The organism is Spirosoma lituiforme (assembly GCF_054776635.1).
Genome location: NZ_BAAHBO010000002.1, coordinates 910,485 through 927,354 on the forward strand (window position 1 = coordinate 910,485; position 16,870 = coordinate 927,354).

The following is a 16,870-nucleotide window of genomic DNA, read 5'->3' on the forward strand; positions in this document are numbered from 1 at the left end:
TCTTATACCTCCCGTTCTTTAATGCTGAAGTAAGCTGTGATGTATAGCAGCACAACCACTATAATTGCCACTGTATAGCGAATTTGATTGCCCAATGGCTGAGGCAGTTCAATCTGACGATAATTATTGTTCCGAAGCACGGTAGAGTCAGAGAATGGTAACCCTTGAACGTCTACCCCACCAAATAGCCCATTCACAAAATAGTCATTCCCAACCGTACCAATAACCGCTAGAGCGATAACAACGACAGCGACCAGCGGCAACGTAAATCGTCGGATCAGCAGCGTAAACGCCAGCGTTATCGGGTGTAAGAGTAGTGAAAATGCCCACACGGCTTTCGGTGTACGCCCAAGCATGTCAGATACGTAGAAGGGTTCTACATGCAGTCGGCCGCCCATAAGCCGAATTTGCTGCAACTGATCGGGTGTCCAGTTGCGATGGTTTACGTACGAGATGCCTGAGGCATCGACCAGGGTAAACAGGAGCAGATAGACAACCAGAAAACCAATTCCTGAAATCAGGAAGATGAGCAGGTATTTCTCCAGCAAGGAGGCTGGACGAAGCAGGTACATTATGGCTTGCTCTTTCTCATTTAGTGCCGCTACCTGTTGCCCTGTAAAGACAAACCAGGCCGCCCAGCCAATCAGAAAATACACTAAATATCTGGTTCGGTCAACGTCGTCCGGGTAACTCCTGTAAAAGATCAGCGAAAAGACAACTAGTATGCCTGAAAGAAGGAGAAAGTTAACAAGCAATGCTCCTCTATTATCGGACAGATACGTTCGCAACAATCGGCTAAAGCGGCTCCATGAAAAGGTCTGGTTCATATAGTCGAGAAGGTTGATGTGGATGAAAACAATTGACTAATACGCGCTGGCTCGGCCTGTACGGTGTTGAATAACCGCTCCAGATCCAGGCGACTCGACTCACCCAGCGGATTTTCGGCTACGACGGCATAGCCACCGACAGCTCGTTCGGAGTACAGAATTGATCGGCTTTTATCCAGTTCGGGCACCATACCAAACCACAGCCGCGCCGTAATTTCCTCGACACTGGCTTTGAGCGCAACGGTCATGTGTGAGCGGGACCGCTCGGCCAGAATAACGATGGGATCAATCAGCGTTTCGAGGTCCCTAACCTGGTGCGTCGAAATGACGACGGTACGGTCTTCATTAACGGCACCCGCCACCATGCGTCTGAACTGGCTTTTCGAGGGAATATCCAGGCCATTGGTGGGTTCATCCATCAGGAGCACGGCGGTATTAGTCGCCAGTCCGAATCCAATCAGGATTTTCTTTTTCTGGCCATACGACAGTTCGTTAAGCTTCTGATCGTGGGTCAGGCCAAACTCATGAATATAACCGGCCATCTGTGTCCGATCGAATCGCGGATAAAATGGCGCATTAGACTCCACAAACTGCCGAATGCGTACCGGAGGCATGTAGAACTCCTCCGGCACCAGAAATAAATCTTCCAGAAAATCAGGTTGTCGACTCTCTGGGCTGTATTGCCCAACCCGAATGGAGCCTGATTTAGGAAATAACAGGCCAGACAACAACCTCAGTAGCGTTGACTTACCAGCCCCGTTCGGACCCAGCAAGCCATAAATAGAACCCGGCGTTAGGGTCAGATTCAACCCTTCATACAGCGGCTTACCTCGGTGGTAGCCGAATGATACATCGCGAAACTCAATCATAAAGGCATGGCGTTGTAGTGTATTATATAAATAGTACACTACAATAGTAGATAAATTTATAGATGAAAGTCAAGCGTTTTCCTGTTTTAATTTTGGTGCAACAAAAAAACCTCTCACAAGGAGAGGTTTTCGGTCATACTAGAACGAACCCAGAAACGACTAACTGTCTTTTTTCTTCATCGCCTTCGCTTCTTTCTTCATATCTTTTGCGGCATCAGCTTTCGCGTCGTCACCGGCGCTTTTGGCTTCCTTTTTCATCATCTTAGCCTCTTTCTTCATGTGCTTATGCTCTGCTTTTGCATCTTTCTTCATATCATCTTGAGCAAAGGCGGCTCCTGACGTTAACAGAGCGGCAACGGCAACAATCATTAGCTTTTTCATTGGTCTATCGAGTTTGTATGTTTTTATAACCTTACTAACCACTGATTGCCTTAAAGGTTATTAAACATGCATTAATTCAATAAATAATAGCCTTGATCAACTATTGGTTGGTTGCTTTAGGCGTTTTTTTACGCGCTTTTACCGACGATGGTCCCGTTCTTACACTACTGTTGGCATCTACTTTAGTGGTACCCTGGTTGGAGCCGCTGCCATTGGCCTGGAGTTGGTCATTAGTCAGGCCGGTTCCGGTAGAAGCCCCGTTTGTTCCATCGTGTGTATTGGCCGCTGATGGATTTGAGCGGGCAGCATCGGCCGATGAGATTGTACCACCGGACGATTTGCCCGTTGCCGTACGACTGGGTTGTTTCTGTTGTGCAATAGCGGTTCCGGCAAGTATCAGAACCAGTGCCAGGGTTGCGAGTGAGTTTGTCATTCGTTGTTTCGTTAACGTGAGTTTATATGAACAACAACTCGCTTGCTTCCTATGAGTTTTCGATACAATAAAGAATCTTCATAAACGGTACGCCAAACGTTCTAAACGGCTACCTTAAATTCAGAAGTGAGGTGGAAGGTAACGTCGGGATTATTCTGTTCATTCATGCGTAGCATCCAATCCGACTCGGCCAGAAATACCGGGTTCTGGTCCTTGTCGTACGCAATCTGGTTACCTTTTAGCCGGATAAACTCAGCTAATTTAACGGGATTTTCGGCCGTGATCCAGCAGGCTTTCGTGTAGTTCAACGGCACCCACCGGCATTTGGCCCCGTATTCATTTTCCAGTCGGTACTGAATAACTTCGAACTGCAGTTCACCTACGGTACCAACGATCTTCCGGTTACCCAGTTCAAGCGTAAAAAGCTGAGCTACCCCCTCGTCGGTTAATTGCTGGATACCTTTATCCAGTTGCTTCGACTTCATGGGATCGAGGTTGACCAATTCTTTGAAAATTTCCGGCGAAAAACTCGGGATTCCCTGAAACTGTAACGCTTCCCCCTCGGTCAGGGTATCTCCAATCTTAAACGTGCCCGTATCGTAAAGACCCACGACATCGCCGGGGAAGCCCTCCTCCACAACGCTCTTGCTATCGGCCATGAAGCTGAACGGACTGGCAAATCGCACGTTTTTGTCCAGGCGGGTGTGGCGATAAAATTTGTTACGCTCGAACACGCCGGAACAAATCCGCAGGAACGCAATCCGGTCGCGGTGGCGAGGATCGAGGTTGGCGTGAATTTTAAAGATAAACCCGCTGAAGTTTTTCTCACCGGGCTCCACCTCCCGCTTATCAGTTGGGCGGGCAATGGGTTCCGGCGATATATGGCAGAAGCCTTCGAGCAGTTCTTTCACCCCGAAGTTGTTCACCGCCGATCCGAAAAATACGGGGGCCAGTTTCCCATCCAGGTACGCCTGCCGGTCGAAGCCATCATAAACGCCATCAATCAACTCGACATCTTCCCGAAGCTGAGCCGCATCGCGCGCACCAACTTTGGTATCGAGTAAATCATCGGCCAGGTCAATGGGCAGCACATCGGCTTCGACTTTCGTCTTGTTGGCTTTGAAGAAATATAATTTTTTCTCGATCAGGCTGTAAACGCCCTTAAAATCGGAGCCCATGTTCACGGGCCAGGTCATCGGCCGAACGCGAATGTTCAGTTTTTCCTCCAGTTCATCCAGCAGATCAAACGGATTCTGGCCCTCGCGGTCGAGCTTGTTAATGAAAATAATAACCGGCGTATCGCGCATCCGGCAGACTTCCATCAATCGCTCGGTTTGCTCCTCTACCCCTTTCACGCAGTCAATAACCAGAATAACACTATCGACCGCGGTGAGCGTCCGGTAGGTATCTTCCGCAAAGTCTTTGTGACCAGGCGTGTCCAGAATGTTAATCTTCAGGTTATCGTACTCAAAGGTCATTACGGAGGTAGCCACCGAGATACCCCGCTGCTTCTCAATCTCCATGAAATCGGACGTGGCCGTCTTCTTGATTTTATTGGATTTGACAGCGCCAGCCGTTTGAATGGCTCCCCCAAAAAGCAGCAATTTTTCGGTCAGCGTTGTTTTACCAGCATCGGGGTGACTAATGATGGCGAACGTCCGCCGACGGGCCGTTTCGGCCTGTATATTCGTTTGCATTATTCTCAGAATCAAAGCACAAAGATACGAATAGAATGATGAATTAGGAAGGCTGAACGGAGCCGGAGCCAGCCTAGTACCGATTCTCTGGCCTTCGCGCGCTGTCAGGCTACAGAAACGCCCACAGCAGCAGTGCCCAGCCCGCAATCATACCTAGTCCGCCGAGTGGTGTAATGGCCCCCAGCCAGGTAACGCCCGTAAAGCATAATAAATAGAGTGAGCCCGAAAAGATAAGTACTCCGCCCAGAAACGAGTAACCCGACCAGCTCAGTAGCTTCACGATAGTCGGATTACTCCCGAACAGGTGCAGCAACATACCGACCAGGACCAGCGCGATGGCGTGATAGAACTGGTACTTAACGGCGGTTTCGAATGTGGCCGCCCGCCCCGACGTTTCGAGCATAGCCCGCAAGGCATGTGCCCCAAAAGCGCCGATGGCGACCCCCAGTAATCCCAAAACGGCTCCGGCCTGGATAAAGAATTTCATAGTAATTGACTCAAGAGTTAGTTGATCGTACCGATTAATTTAAGCACGGCTTCCGAAAATGGCGCTGCCAACCCGGACCATCGTGCTACCTTCTTCGACTGCCATGCGGTAATCGCCACTCATTCCCATCGATAGTTCCTGAAACTGAAGCATAGGGCGCTGAATGGTCGACAATCGGTCATACAGAGATTTAAGCCCCTGAAATTCCCGTCGTACCTGCAACTCATCTTCCGTATTGGTTGCCAGGCCCATCAGGCCAGCAAGGCGAATATTGGGCAGGTCGTCCAGTTCAGGTGCGTTGAGCAGTGCTTCAGCCTCTTCCGCCGATAAGCCGAATTTGGTTTCTTCATCGGCGATGTGAATCTGAAGCAGACAATCAATAACCCGATCGTGTTTAGCGGCCTGTTTATTGATCTCCTGCAGCAGTTTCAGACTATCGACCGAATGAATCATCGCCACGAAAGGAGCCATATATTTAACTTTATTACTCTGCAAATGCCCAATTAAATGCCACTCGACATCGGCCGGTAATTGCGGGTATTTATCGACCATTTCCTGCACTTTATTTTCGCCAAACCGGCGACAACCAGCGTCATACGCTTCGCGTAACAACTCAACGGGTTTCGTTTTGGTCACAGCAATCAGCTTTGCTTTATCCTGTAATTCACTCTCAATCAGGCGGATTGAATCAGCAATCATAATCTCTTACGTAGTTGTCTTATACTAACGGTTTACTAATATTGTGCAAATATAGGTTTGATAACTCCGCGGGAACGCGTAGTTTTTAGCCACAAACCCGCCAATTGAGGCAATAAATAACTCGTTGGTTTAGTTTTGGTAAAGATTTTAACCGCTACTCTTCAGCCCAGCACATGACCCCAATGGAACCCAGACAACAACCTCAGAATAACAGTCGTAGCTATTTACTGGCGGCATTACTGATCCTGGCCGCCTTGAATGTACTACTCCTATACTTCTATTACCAGGAACGGCAAGACAACAAAACCAAAGATGCTACCATTGCGGCCAAAACAGAAGAGGTCCTCATTGCTAAAACAAAACTCGACTCCATTTCAGCCCAGCTTGATACTAAAATTGCCGAAATTCAGCGGCTGGGGGGTAGTGTCGATTCGTTGATGAAGGTGAAAGCCCAGTTGGAAGTCGATAAACGGGAGTTGAAAAACGTTAGCTCCTTTGATGGAAAAAAATACGATCAGAAAATTAGGAACTACCAGGCGATCCTGGCTCAAAAAGACCAGGAAATTGCCCGATTAAAAGAAGAAAACGGTGTACTGTCCCAGCAGAACGAATCACTTGCCCAGGAAAACAGTGGTCTCAAAGCCGAGAAACAGTCATTAAGTGATTCAGTCGTATCCGTTACGATCAAAAACCAGGAGCTGGCCGAGAAAGTAACCATCGCTGCGGCCCTGCACGCCGAAACGGTGACGATCAATGCCATCAACGCGAGAGGCAAAGAAAGCGACGGCGGCAGTTACAAAGCTAAAAAGACCGACAAGATCCACATATCGATTCAATTATCGCCGAATGGCCTGGCCAAAAAAGACGAGAAATTAATCTATGTTCGGGTTATCGATCCTTCCGGTGCCGTGGTGTCTGATCTGGCAACGGGCTCTGGTGAGTTCATTTACAACAACCAGGGCATGATTTACACCGCCATGCAGAAGTTCACCTTCGACAATAGCCGCCAACGGCTTGACTTCTTCTACGGACGCGGTGGCCAGCCATTCAAGGAGGGCACGCATACCGTCGAAGTCTATTGTGAGGGCTTCCGGATTGGCGAAGGTGAATTCACGATACGGTAAATTCGCCGGCCTGCCTTTGCAAGTATCACATTATTTCTTACCTTTGCGCCCTCATTTCAAACAAATTACAAAAAAATGTTTCCTAATAACTACGAAACGGTGTTCATTTTAACTCCCGTTTTATCTGATGCTCAGATGAAGGACGCCGTTGACAAGTTTCGCAAAGTGCTGACCGATAACGGTGCGGAACTGGTCCATGAAGACCACATGGGTTTGCGCAAGCTGGCCTATCCAATTCAGCATAAGAACACGGGTTACTACCAACTCTTCGAGTTTAAGGCCCCCGGCACGATCATCGAGAAACTCAACACCGAGTATCTCCGTGACGAGCGGATCATCCGTCACCTGACGATTTCGCTCGACAAGCACGCTATTGCTTACAACGATCGTAAACGCAATGGCTTAGTGGGTAAGAAAAAACAAACCGAAAACGCCGGAGAGGCTAAGTAATCATGAGTTTGCAAAACGAATCTGTCTCGAAAACCGAGAATCGCAAAAAATACGACCGCTTCAAGAAAGCCGGTATCAAATATATCGATTACAAGGACGGTAACTTCCTGCTGAAACTGCTGAACGAGCAAGGTAAAATCCTGCCACGGCGGTTAACCGGAACAACCCTGAAAAACCAGCGCAAAGTGGCCCAGGCTGTCAAACGCGCTCGTCATCTGGCCATCCTGCCTTACGTAGGCGATTCTTTAAAATAGTTTATGGTTTATGGTTTATGGTAGGGCTGACGCTAGTGTAGTATACTGATGCGCCGACCCGCCGTAAACCAAATACTGTGAACCGAAAACCTTTTTCAAAAAATGGATATCATTTTAAAAACCGATATTGCCGGCCTGGGCTATAAGAACGACACCGTTGTGGTGAAGCCCGGTTACGGTCGCAATTACCTGATACCTCAGGGATTTGCAATGATGGCAACTGATTCGAATAAAAAGATCGTTGCTGAAAATATTCGTCAGGCTGCTCACAAAGCCGAAAAAATCAAAACCGAAGCCCAAACGATTGCGGATGGCATTGGCGATATGACGCTGACCATTCCGGCAAAAGCAGGTGACAGCGGCAAGATTTTTGGCCGGGTAACCAACACACAAGTAGCGGAAGCGCTGCGTGAGAAAGGCTTTGATATCGACCGGAAGAAAATTACGGTGGAAGACGTTAAAGTTCTTGGCACCTACGAAGCCTCGCTCGACCTGCACAAGGATGTGAAGCACAAAGTAAAATTTGAAGTAGTTTCGGCTGAATAGTCTCTTCTATTTTAATTAAAATCGACCGGCGCGTTGCATGACGAGACCGGTCGATTTTTTGTTTTGTCTCCCTGAACAAAGGGTACTCATTCAACAGGAAGCTAGCCTCGAAACTCATGGGGCTTCCGTATTCCGAGGAAAACAATGAGCTATAAAACGCTCACCAGTGGATCATTAATTTTGCCAATTAACTACTGATAATCAGCGGGTAAACTAATAGAATTTAGGCACAGGAAGGACCTAATCAAGCCGTTTTTTTGTTAGTAAAGTATGCAGTTTCATACCGAATTTTCGCCCGAATCGCTACCCCATCGTATGGGTCTTACCAGCCGGATTGTGACCATCGGATCGTGCTTTGCCGATGTTATGGGACGCCGGTTAACTGATTACAAACGGCCGGTTCTGATCAATCCACTCGGGACGATCTTTAATCCGGTCTCTATCGCTAAACTGCTGACGATGGCGCTGCGGGACGTGGCTCCCGATGAAGACGGTTATCTTGAGCGCAATGGCGTGTGGTTTCACTACGACTTTCATTCGTCGCTCTGGGCTAACAGCCAGCATGAACTACGCGATAAGCTGACTACCTGCCTGTCGCTCACCGCCGATGCCATTCGCCAGGCAAACTTTCTAGTTATTACGCTCGGTTCTGCCGTTGTTTACCGGCATATCGAAACGGGTAGGGTTGTTGCCAACTGCCACAAGATGCCCGGCCAGCTGTTTGAAAAATACCTGTACCAGATTGATCATTTACGCGACGAATTAGCGCTTTTGTTAAAAACGCTGCGCAGAGCCAGCCCCGACCTGAAGGTAGTCTTTACCGTTAGTCCGGTGCGCCATACGCGGGATACCTTGCCCGTCAACAGCATCAGTAAGTCCATGTTGCGGGTGCTCACCCACGAACTAACCACCTGGCATGACTGGGTTGCCTATTTCCCGGCCTACGAATTGATGATGGATGATCTGCGTGACTATCGTTTTTACGAAGCCGATATGATTCATCCGAATGCACAGGCTCACGACTATATTTTTGCCAAATTCGCCGAGTGCGCCTTTACCCTTGAACTTCGTAACTTTGTGGTAGACTGGTCGCAAATCATGAAGTCGCTGGCGCACCGACCGCTTCATGGGACCGATAGCCGGGCACATTGTCAGTTTCTGACTAAATTAATGGCTCAGCTGGAAAGTATCTCAAAACATGCAGACGTGTCAGCGGAACTGGCAGCGGTGCGAAGTCGTTTAAAACAGGGAGAAACGGTTGAACGGCAGGAGGGCGAAAAAGAAATCGCCTGACTACATCCTTCCTTCTACCCTTCTCTTTTTTCCCATTTATATGTCTGATTACCGATTATCGAAGGAAGCCGTTCTACGGGCATTGAGCACCGTTGAAGAACCCGATTTGAAACGTGACATCGTTTCGCTGAACATGGTAAAAGATGTGGTGCTGGGCATTGGCTCCGTACGCTTCACCGTTGTGCTAACCACACCCGCCTGCCCGCTTAAAGAAGTTATCCGCAAGCGGTGCGAAGACGCCATTCATTCGCATATAGGCGCTGATATCCAGATTACGATCGACATGACGTCAGACGTAACTTCGACACGGGTTAATGCACCTACACTTCCAGGAGTAAAAAATATCATTGCGGTGTCGTCGGGGAAGGGGGGCGTTGGCAAATCTACGGTAACGGCCAATCTGGCCATTGCCCTGCACAAATCCGGTGCGAAAGTCGGAATTATCGACGCTGACATTTATGGTCCTTCGATGCCTACAATGTTCGGGGCGGAAAACATTCAGCCACGGATTTTTCAGGTAGATGGCCAGACGCGTATGGAGCCGATTCAACAGTTTGGCATCAAGATGCTGTCGATGGGTTTACTGGTCGCTCCGGGCCAGGCTGTTATCTGGCGGGGTACAATGGCTGGCCGGGCCCTGCAACAGTTTTTCTCTGATGCCGACTGGGGCGAACTGGACTATCTGCTTATTGACCTTCCGCCGGGTACGGGTGATATTCACCTAACGCTGGTACAAACGGTTCCGGTTACCGGGGCCATCATTGTAACAACGCCCCAAAAGGTGGCACTGGCCGATGCTACGAAAGGGTTGTCGATGTTTCGCCAGCCGCAGATCAACGTACCTGTATTGGGCGTGATCGAAAACATGTCGTATTTTACCCCGGCCGAACTGCCCAACCATAAGTATTACATATTTGGCAAAGGGGGCGGTCAGCTTCTGGCCGATCAGTTTGATGTACCGATGCTGGGGCAGATTCCGCTGGTACAGAGTATTCGAGAGGCCGGTGATGAAGGTCGACCTGCTATCAGCGCCGGCGAACCGGTAGCTACGGAAGCCTTTCAGGCAGCTGCCGAAGCGCTGGCCCAGCAAGTAGCCATCCGTAATGCCAGTCTTGATCGTACCGAACGGGTTCAGGTTGCATAAACAACATAGAAAGTATAAATTTACCGTAAATCAATCAATCAATGGAGACGGTAGTCAATAACGACCAACTGATAAGTAAAATAGAGCGGGCGCTCGACAGCATGCGACCGTATCTGGTAGCCGATGGTGGCAATGTGAAGATTCTGGAAGTTACGGACGACAAAACGGTTCGGCTCGAATTGATGGGCTCCTGCGGCTCCTGCCCGATGTCGGCTATGACCTTCAAAGGTGGTCTGGAAGAAGCCATTCTGAAAGCGGTCCCGGAAATCACCAAAGTTGAAGCGGTGAATATAACGCCTGCCTTTTAGCGAATTTGACTTTATAGCGGAGTATATTCCGTATCTTGTTCGGGAAACACACGCGTTACTCGTGGCTTTCTCACTCATCAAAACGCCGAATCAGGCGTTTTTTTGTTTCTTTGTACTTCGTATTATCCCTTCATTCAGTGAAAATAGGCATTTTCTTTGGTGGACCAGCGCGGGAGCGGGAGGTCTCATTTGCCGGTGGGCGTACTGCCCTGGCTAATTTAGATAAGGGGTTGTTTGAGCCAGTTCTGGTGTTTGTCGACGGACGCGGGCGGTTTCGGCTCGTATCCCCTCCGTTCCTGCAATCACCATCATTACGCGATGCCTTGCCACAGGATGCGTCTGGTTTTTCGGTTTACGACGAATCGTTAGCTATCGACGCGCTTGACGCCACCTTACCCGAGCTACGGCCCGAACAATTCCGTGACCATTTCGACCTGGCCTTTTTGGCTATGCACGGTCCCGACTGCGAAGACGGTGCTATTCAGGGCCTGCTGGAGTGGCACAAAATGCCCTACACAGGACCAGGGCTGGTTGGCTCGGCTGTCGGTATCAATAAGATTTTACAAAATGAGTTGATTGCGCTGGCCAATGGTCAGCAGAAAAAAACGGCTACGATTTGCCGGGACGCTTACGAGCAGGCCGATAAAGCGCAGTTCTTTCAATCGCTGGTCGATCATCTGGGACTACCGATTGTTGTAAAAGCTCCCCACCAGGGCTCATCCATTGGCGTAGCCATCGTTCGCGAAGCTGATCTGGCTTTGTTCTGCCGTTCGGTGGAGCAGTGTTTCTTCACCATGACCGTACAACCGGATGGCTGGAGTCAGCTGAGTGCATGGTCCAGCCTGTCAACGGACGAGAAGAGCGAGCTGGCTCAGAAAATGGTCAGTCTGGACTCAGGTATCAGTTTTCCCGTCGTTGTTGAGCAAACCGGCGAAGTAATCAAACACCCGGCTGATTTCGTCACCAAACTAGATAGTATCGCTCAACAGGGCCAGCCGGTATCGTTAGCATCGTTGAACGCGGAAGATGAAGTTCTATTCGAAGAATTCATTACGGGTCAGGAGTTTTCCTGCGGGGTTATTCAGGATGATGACCAGATTGCGATTGCTCTGCCACCCACAGAAATCTACAACGTTACCAGCTTCGATTTTGAATCAAAGTACAAACTGAACACGACCAAAAAGCGGATACCGGTTGATACAAGCTTGGAAAACAACCGCAAGATTCAGCTGGCCGTGGCACAGGTATTCAGCCGATTGGGTATTAATGTCTATTCCCGGATTGACGGGTTTCTGACGCCCGCGGGCGATGTGCTGCTGCACGATCCGAATACCATTCCGGGTATGTCGCCTTCGTCATTGATCTTTAAGCAGATGGCGGAGATTGGCCTGAACTTGTCGAATTCGCTTACCTATCTTATTCGTCAGTCCTTACGGGAGCGCATTCGTACCGGAAAGGACACCTTCCATCTCAAACGCCTGCTGGCATCGCTAGATGCACAACTGGCCGCCCGGAAAGCCAATCCCTTACCGGAGCGAGTCGTTTCGTTCGGCTCTACCGATGAAGCGTTTATTGCCGCTAAACAGCAGTACAATGAGCTGGCTGCTTCGGGTACCGTACGACCATCGTTAATGTACATCAAGAGCAAACTGGAATCGCATGAGATTCCGGTTAACCTCCTTTTTAAAGATACGATTGCTGAACTGGAGACAGCCTTGAGGGAGCCCCGGCATCCTCTGCTGATTGAAACAGCTGAACACGCCCGACACATCACCGAACGATACGTATAAGTTTAAAATGCAAAAGCGTGCTATGAGTTAGAACCGTGGCACGCTTTTGTTATTATAAAGAAGTACTTAAAGCATAACCGGTTGCCCCGTCCGAACGGATTCATCGCAGGCGAAGGCAATTTCCAGGCTGCTCACCGCATCCTGCATGTGATCGGTCAGGTCACGATCCTGCCGGATAGATTCCAAAAAATACCGTTGCTCACGATTACAAAGCTCCTGGTGGTCTGGTTCGTCCTGCATATCAATCCAGGTATCGGCCTCGACAAATTGATCATTTGCGTCGAGCGCGGCCCGGTGTACGCGCAACGATTCGGTTTTCGTGTGCGAATCTACATTATCCGACTTACCGGCCGCTCCGGCGTTTTTAGCGACGATAGATACGCAGCCATCTGGTCCGATAACGTCTTTCACAAAGAAAGCCGTTTCACTCATCATGGGCCCCCAACCCGCTTCGTACCAACCTACGGAACCATCTTCAAAGCGAATCTGCAACTGGCCATAGTTGTAGTTCCCAACAGGAATATCATTGGTTAAACGAGCCCCGATTGCGTTTACTTGCAGGGGTTTGGAGCGGGTCATCTGGCACATAACATCAATGTAATGCACCCCACAATCAACAATCGGGCTTAAGCTTTTCATCAGATTCCGGTGAACCGTCCACATGGTCCCGTGGCTTTGCTGATTAAGGTTCATGCGCATAACGAGCGGTTTTCCCAGGCTCTGGGCTACCTCAACGAATTTAGCCCACGATGGGTGGTGCCGTAAAATATAGCCGATGACCAGTTTTTTGTTTGCTTTCTGAGCGGCTACCATCACGCGCTTTGCGCCCTCCACCGTGTCGGCAATCGGTTTTTCCATAAATACATGGCACCCCTGCTCAAAGGCCATTAGCGCAAACGCTTCATGGGTATCCGGATAGGTAGAGATACAAACAGCATCCGGTTTCGTTTCTGTTAACGCCGTTGCATAATCACTGAACAAGGTATAACCACCGCCCAGTCGTTCATTCAATACGACTTTACTGTTTCCGGTCGAGACAATACCACAAATTTCGAATCCGTCTGTTTCCTGATAGGCTATCGCGTGCGATGCGCCCATGTTGCCACATCCGACAACAAGTACCCGTATGGGTTGAATAATGCTTGACATACTTAATTTAATACAGCTATAACAGTAACCTGGATTCAGCCAGGTGATGCATTCAGACGACAAACTTAACACATACTCTCAGGACTGTGAGCCTGTAATACGCTAAAAGAACGGGGGCAGTCGAAAACCGAAACTCTGTTTTTTTACGCTACCTGAACACTCACTTCGTAATAATCAACGCTTGGTGAGCCATTGAAATAACTCCCCATCTGCTTGAGAATACCCGTTAGAAAACCGCTCGATTCGGCAGCTTGCCGTTGGGCTTCTGACTCCCATATCGTTATCATCTGTCCCTGATTCGTCGTTGCGTTGGTCAGCATACGCGCACTACTGAACCCATCAAGTTCTTTAAGCGCTGGTCCGACAGTATCCTGAAAGTAGTGTACGGCCTCCGCAATATGCTCGGCCTTCAAAGAGAATTGGATTACGCGAGCGTACATAGTGTATGGGTGTTATACATGCGTGAACTTATTGTTCGTCTCCTTATGTGATCGGTATTCTGCTGGGAATCACGGATAGCCTCAAATCGCATCTAGGAGATTCCCTTGAACTCTTCCTGTTCCATGAATGGCTGGCTCCTCAAGCGTTTGCCTGTCGCTTTGAAAATAGCGTTGGCGACGGCTCCTCCTGCTGGCGGAAGCGAGGGCTCTCCCAGGCCAGTAGGATCCAGTTCATTCTGAACAAAATAGACATCAATTTCGGGTATTTCATTAAGTCGGATCAGTCGATATTCGTTGAAGTTTTTCTGTTCAGGCACACCATCTTTAAAAGTGATATTTCCATACATGGCATGCCCAATACCATCGACAATGCAGCCTCTTACCTGCTGCTGCGATCCGCTTTGATTGATCACTACGCCACAATCGGCGGCTGAATACACTTTCTGCAGGACAGGCTTGCCCTTTACTACAGCGACTTCGCCTACTTGGGCTACGTATGAGCGGTGGGAAAAGTAAACGCTGAATCCCTGTGCCACAAGCTTCCCATTAGCATCTTTCTTGTTACCCCAGCCAGACTTCTCCACGGCCAGATCAATAACGCCTTTCATTCGATCTATGTCGTATTTGATTGCGCCAACCGGCTTTTGCTTCGCTTTATCTAATAGTTCCAATCTAAACTGAACGGGATCTTTGCCCGCAGCCTGGGCAACTTCGTCAAGGAAGGATTGCTCAGCAAAGGCAAGAAAATTCGTAATGGGTGCCCGCCATGGACCCGTTGTGATGGGAGATTTATGATCTACACTATCGATCAATACATTCTCGACAGCACCTGCCGGAAAATTATCTTCTCTTGTGGAGTTACCAGCATTGATACTAGCTCCCCGAAGTTTGTAGCCAATCATTGCACCCTGCGCATCCAGGGCAGCTTCGAATCGATACCGAACGGCCGGCCGATAGCTGCCCCCCGTCATATCGTCTTCACGGGTCCAGATTACTTTGACAGGCGCATTGACCAACTTCGACACCTGTACGGCTTCAATCACATAATCGGCTTTTAACCGACGCCCGAACCCACCACCCATGCGAGTTAACTGGACAGACACCTTATCAGGCGTGATACCCAGTAGTTTGGCGGTCTCGTTCCGAGCCAGTTCAGGAGTCTGAGTAGGCCCCACCAATTCGACTCCGTCAGGCCTGACGTGAGCGAAAAAATTCATTGGTTCCAGTGGATTATGAGGCAGAAACGGACACTGATAGTCGGCCTTGACCACTTTTGCCGCGTTCTTGAACGCGATGTCAACGTCACCGTCTTTCCGACGTACCGTTGCGGTGGATCCATCCAATAGCTCCTTGAATAACCGATTATGGTCGGCCGTACTTTCTAAAGCATCGGCTTTCTCCCAGTCTATTTTCAGCGCATCTTTTGCTTTCTTCACCTGCCAAGTCGACCTACCAACTACCGCTACGCTATTGTCAAATGTTACTACATTAACAATACCAGGCATAGCTTTTGCTGCTTCGGCATTCAACGACTTTACTTTATAGCCGAATGCCGGTCGCTGGATCATAGCAAATAACATTCCTTCGCGGTAGAAGTCGAGCCCGAACAATGGCTTCCCGGTTATAATTTTCGGATTATCAACGTTCTTTATCGAACTACCAATGAGCTTGAAATCTTTTACAGCCTTCAGCTTTACATTACTCGGTACTGGTAAATGAGCAGCTTCATTGGCTAACTCACCGTAGCCTAGCTTTCGGCCAGTCGTTGAATGAAGTACAAACCCATTATGAGTCGTGCAATCAGACGCGGGTACATTCCAACGCTTTGCTCCCGCTTCCACCAACATCTGACGGGCGGTAGCCCCTGCGTTGCGCAAGCGCTGCCAGGAATGGGGAATCGAGCCACTTCCGCCAGCTACCTGACGTTCGAACTTTTTTGTATCGAGCGGTGCCTGTTCAACGACAACCTTCGTCCAGTCGGCATCCAACTCCTCCGCAATAATTATCGGGAAGGCCGTTTTTATACCTTGACCAACTTCTGGATTTGGGGATAAGATGGTAATGATTCCCTGTGGATTGATAGACAAATAACTATTGAAGTCAACCGTTGTTGGGGCTATAACCGTTCCTGTTGCCGCTTCTGAATCAGCCCAGTTGAATCCCAGTACAAGGCCGCCACCAGCTGTTGCGACTATCTTCAGAAAATTTCTACGGTTCGAATGCGTTGATGCCTGCATCGCTATTTCGCTTTAGAAGATTTGACGGATTCAGCAGGTGCAGTTGATAAAGATGCCAGTTTGACGGCTTCCCGAATGCGGTGGTAGGTACCACAACGGCAAAGATTACCCGTCATGGTATCATCAATCTCCGCTTGCGATGGCTTGGGATTACGCTTCAACAAGGCAGCCGCCGTCATAATCTGGCCGGCCTGGCAGTATCCACATTGGGGCACATCCATCTTATCCCATGCTTTCTGGACAGGATGATTTCCGGTAGCCGATAAGCCCTCTATTGTTGTTACCTTCGATTTCCCTACTGACGAAACCGGCAATACACAGGCACGAGCAGCCTCTCCATTCAGATGCACGGTACAAGCACCGCACTGAGCGATGCCACAACCGTACTTTGTACCGACCAAGCCAAAGTTGTCGCGTAGCACCCACAGCAAGGGTGTATCAGGATCGACATCGGCCTGGTAATTACGACCATTGATTTGAAGTTTATAATGGGCCATCTTTAAAGCATGAAGAGATGAAGAATCTATCGTACTAAAAGCTAGCTTGCCGGCTGATCTACCGGCCCAGTCTTGTTAAACGCAAAAAAGCCTGTCCTTGCGGGACAGGCTTTCGCTGTTTCAATAGGTGGCATCTTCCTACTCTCCCGCTTATGACAGCAGTACCATCGGCAGTGCGGGGCTTAACGACTCTGTTCGAAATGGTAGAGGTGAACACCCGCCTTAACTACACCAACCTAATTGAC

Annotated in this window: 19 protein-coding genes and 1 rRNA gene; 8 read left to right on the forward strand and 12 right to left on the reverse strand. The window is 49.2% G+C overall.

The features are described 5' to 3' along the window. Positions 1 to 2: 2 nt before the first annotated feature. The 7 genes from ACYU87_RS12155 to ACYU87_RS12185 all read right to left on the reverse strand — a co-directional run bounded on the left by ACYU87_RS12155 (position 3) and on the right by ACYU87_RS12185 (position 5,393). Positions 3 to 827, reverse strand: coding sequence for a hypothetical protein (locus ACYU87_RS12155; RefSeq protein WP_461134337.1), 825 nt, complete (start codon positions 825 to 827; stop codon positions 3 to 5). After that, positions 824 to 1,696, reverse strand: coding sequence for an ATP-binding cassette domain-containing protein (locus tag ACYU87_RS12160; protein ID WP_461134338.1), 873 nt, complete (start codon positions 1,694 to 1,696; stop codon positions 824 to 826). The genes ACYU87_RS12155 and ACYU87_RS12160 overlap by 4 nt, the downstream gene beginning before the upstream one ends. A gap of 159 nt (positions 1,697 to 1,855) precedes the next feature. Continuing rightward, positions 1,856 to 2,077, reverse strand: a complete 222-nt coding sequence (locus ACYU87_RS12165) for a hypothetical protein (protein WP_461134339.1) — start codon at positions 2,075 to 2,077, stop codon at positions 1,856 to 1,858. Positions 2,078 to 2,177: 100 nt separating this feature from the next. Further along, positions 2,178 to 2,510, reverse strand: coding sequence for a hypothetical protein (locus tag ACYU87_RS12170; RefSeq protein WP_461134340.1), 333 nt, complete (start codon positions 2,508 to 2,510; stop codon positions 2,178 to 2,180). 101 nt (positions 2,511 to 2,611) lie between these two features. Beyond that, positions 2,612 to 4,207, reverse strand: coding sequence for a peptide chain release factor 3 (locus tag ACYU87_RS12175; RefSeq protein ID WP_461134341.1), 1,596 nt, complete (start codon positions 4,205 to 4,207; stop codon positions 2,612 to 2,614). A 109-nt stretch (positions 4,208 to 4,316) separates the two neighbouring features. After that, positions 4,317 to 4,694 (reverse strand): DUF423 domain-containing protein, encoded by a 378-nt coding sequence (locus ACYU87_RS12180; RefSeq protein ID WP_461134342.1) that lies wholly within the window; start codon positions 4,692 to 4,694, stop codon positions 4,317 to 4,319. A gap of 39 nt (positions 4,695 to 4,733) precedes the next feature. Continuing rightward, complete coding sequence (locus ACYU87_RS12185; protein ID WP_461134343.1) at positions 4,734 to 5,393, reverse strand: YggS family pyridoxal phosphate-dependent enzyme; 660 nt, start codon at positions 5,391 to 5,393, stop codon at positions 4,734 to 4,736. A gap of 182 nt (positions 5,394 to 5,575) precedes the next feature. Between ACYU87_RS12185 and ACYU87_RS12190 the strand changes: the two genes are divergently transcribed. The 8 genes from ACYU87_RS12190 to ACYU87_RS12225 all read left to right on the forward strand — a co-directional run bounded on the left by ACYU87_RS12190 (position 5,576) and on the right by ACYU87_RS12225 (position 12,302). Further along, positions 5,576 to 6,517, forward strand: a complete 942-nt coding sequence (locus tag ACYU87_RS12190; RefSeq protein ID WP_461134344.1) for a hypothetical protein — start codon at positions 5,576 to 5,578, stop codon at positions 6,515 to 6,517. Between the two features lie 75 nt (positions 6,518 to 6,592). After that, a complete protein-coding gene (gene rpsF, locus ACYU87_RS12195; protein WP_461134345.1) occupies positions 6,593 to 6,967 on the forward strand; it encodes a 30S ribosomal protein S6 in 375 nt (124 codons plus the stop codon). A 2-nt stretch (positions 6,968 to 6,969) separates the two neighbouring features. Continuing rightward, on the forward strand, positions 6,970 to 7,221 hold the full coding sequence (gene rpsR, locus ACYU87_RS12200) for a 30S ribosomal protein S18 (protein ID WP_018620831.1): 252 nt from the start codon (positions 6,970 to 6,972) through the stop codon (positions 7,219 to 7,221). A 102-nt stretch (positions 7,222 to 7,323) separates the two neighbouring features. Beyond that, positions 7,324 to 7,767 (forward strand): 50S ribosomal protein L9, encoded by a 444-nt coding sequence (rplI, locus tag ACYU87_RS12205; RefSeq protein ID WP_460940297.1) that lies wholly within the window; start codon positions 7,324 to 7,326, stop codon positions 7,765 to 7,767. Positions 7,768 to 8,037: 270 nt separating this feature from the next. Beyond that, on the forward strand, positions 8,038 to 9,060 hold the full coding sequence (locus ACYU87_RS12210) for a GSCFA domain-containing protein (RefSeq protein ID WP_461134346.1): 1,023 nt from the start codon (positions 8,038 to 8,040) through the stop codon (positions 9,058 to 9,060). A gap of 40 nt (positions 9,061 to 9,100) precedes the next feature. Continuing rightward, a complete protein-coding gene (locus ACYU87_RS12215) occupies positions 9,101 to 10,204 on the forward strand; it encodes an Mrp/NBP35 family ATP-binding protein (RefSeq protein WP_461134347.1) in 1,104 nt (367 codons plus the stop codon). Positions 10,205 to 10,245: 41 nt separating this feature from the next. Beyond that, a complete protein-coding gene (locus tag ACYU87_RS12220; RefSeq protein WP_461134348.1) occupies positions 10,246 to 10,512 on the forward strand; it encodes a NifU family protein in 267 nt (88 codons plus the stop codon). Positions 10,513 to 10,649: 137 nt separating this feature from the next. Next, positions 10,650 to 12,302: a D-alanine--D-alanine ligase family protein gene (locus ACYU87_RS12225; RefSeq protein WP_461134349.1), complete on the forward strand. Its 1,653-nt coding sequence runs from the start codon at positions 10,650 to 10,652 to the stop codon at positions 12,300 to 12,302. A gap of 66 nt (positions 12,303 to 12,368) precedes the next feature. Here ACYU87_RS12225 and ACYU87_RS12230 read toward each other — a convergent pair whose 3' ends face one another. The 5 genes from ACYU87_RS12230 to rrf all read right to left on the reverse strand — a co-directional run bounded on the left by ACYU87_RS12230 (position 12,369) and on the right by rrf (position 16,861). After that, positions 12,369 to 13,451, reverse strand: a complete 1,083-nt coding sequence (locus tag ACYU87_RS12230; RefSeq protein WP_461134350.1) for a Gfo/Idh/MocA family protein — start codon at positions 13,449 to 13,451, stop codon at positions 12,369 to 12,371. 143 nt (positions 13,452 to 13,594) lie between these two features. Next, positions 13,595 to 13,891: an antibiotic biosynthesis monooxygenase family protein gene (locus ACYU87_RS12235; protein ID WP_461134351.1), complete on the reverse strand. Its 297-nt coding sequence runs from the start codon at positions 13,889 to 13,891 to the stop codon at positions 13,595 to 13,597. Between the two features lie 92 nt (positions 13,892 to 13,983). Next, positions 13,984 to 16,128, reverse strand: coding sequence for a xanthine dehydrogenase family protein molybdopterin-binding subunit (locus tag ACYU87_RS12240; protein ID WP_461134352.1), 2,145 nt, complete (start codon positions 16,126 to 16,128; stop codon positions 13,984 to 13,986). Between the two features lie 2 nt (positions 16,129 to 16,130). Next, on the reverse strand, positions 16,131 to 16,625 hold the full coding sequence (locus tag ACYU87_RS12245) for a (2Fe-2S)-binding protein (protein WP_461134353.1): 495 nt from the start codon (positions 16,623 to 16,625) through the stop codon (positions 16,131 to 16,133). Between the two features lie 125 nt (positions 16,626 to 16,750). Beyond that, a 5S ribosomal RNA gene (gene rrf / locus ACYU87_RS12250) occupies positions 16,751 to 16,861 on the reverse strand. Positions 16,862 to 16,870 lie beyond the last annotated feature (9 nt).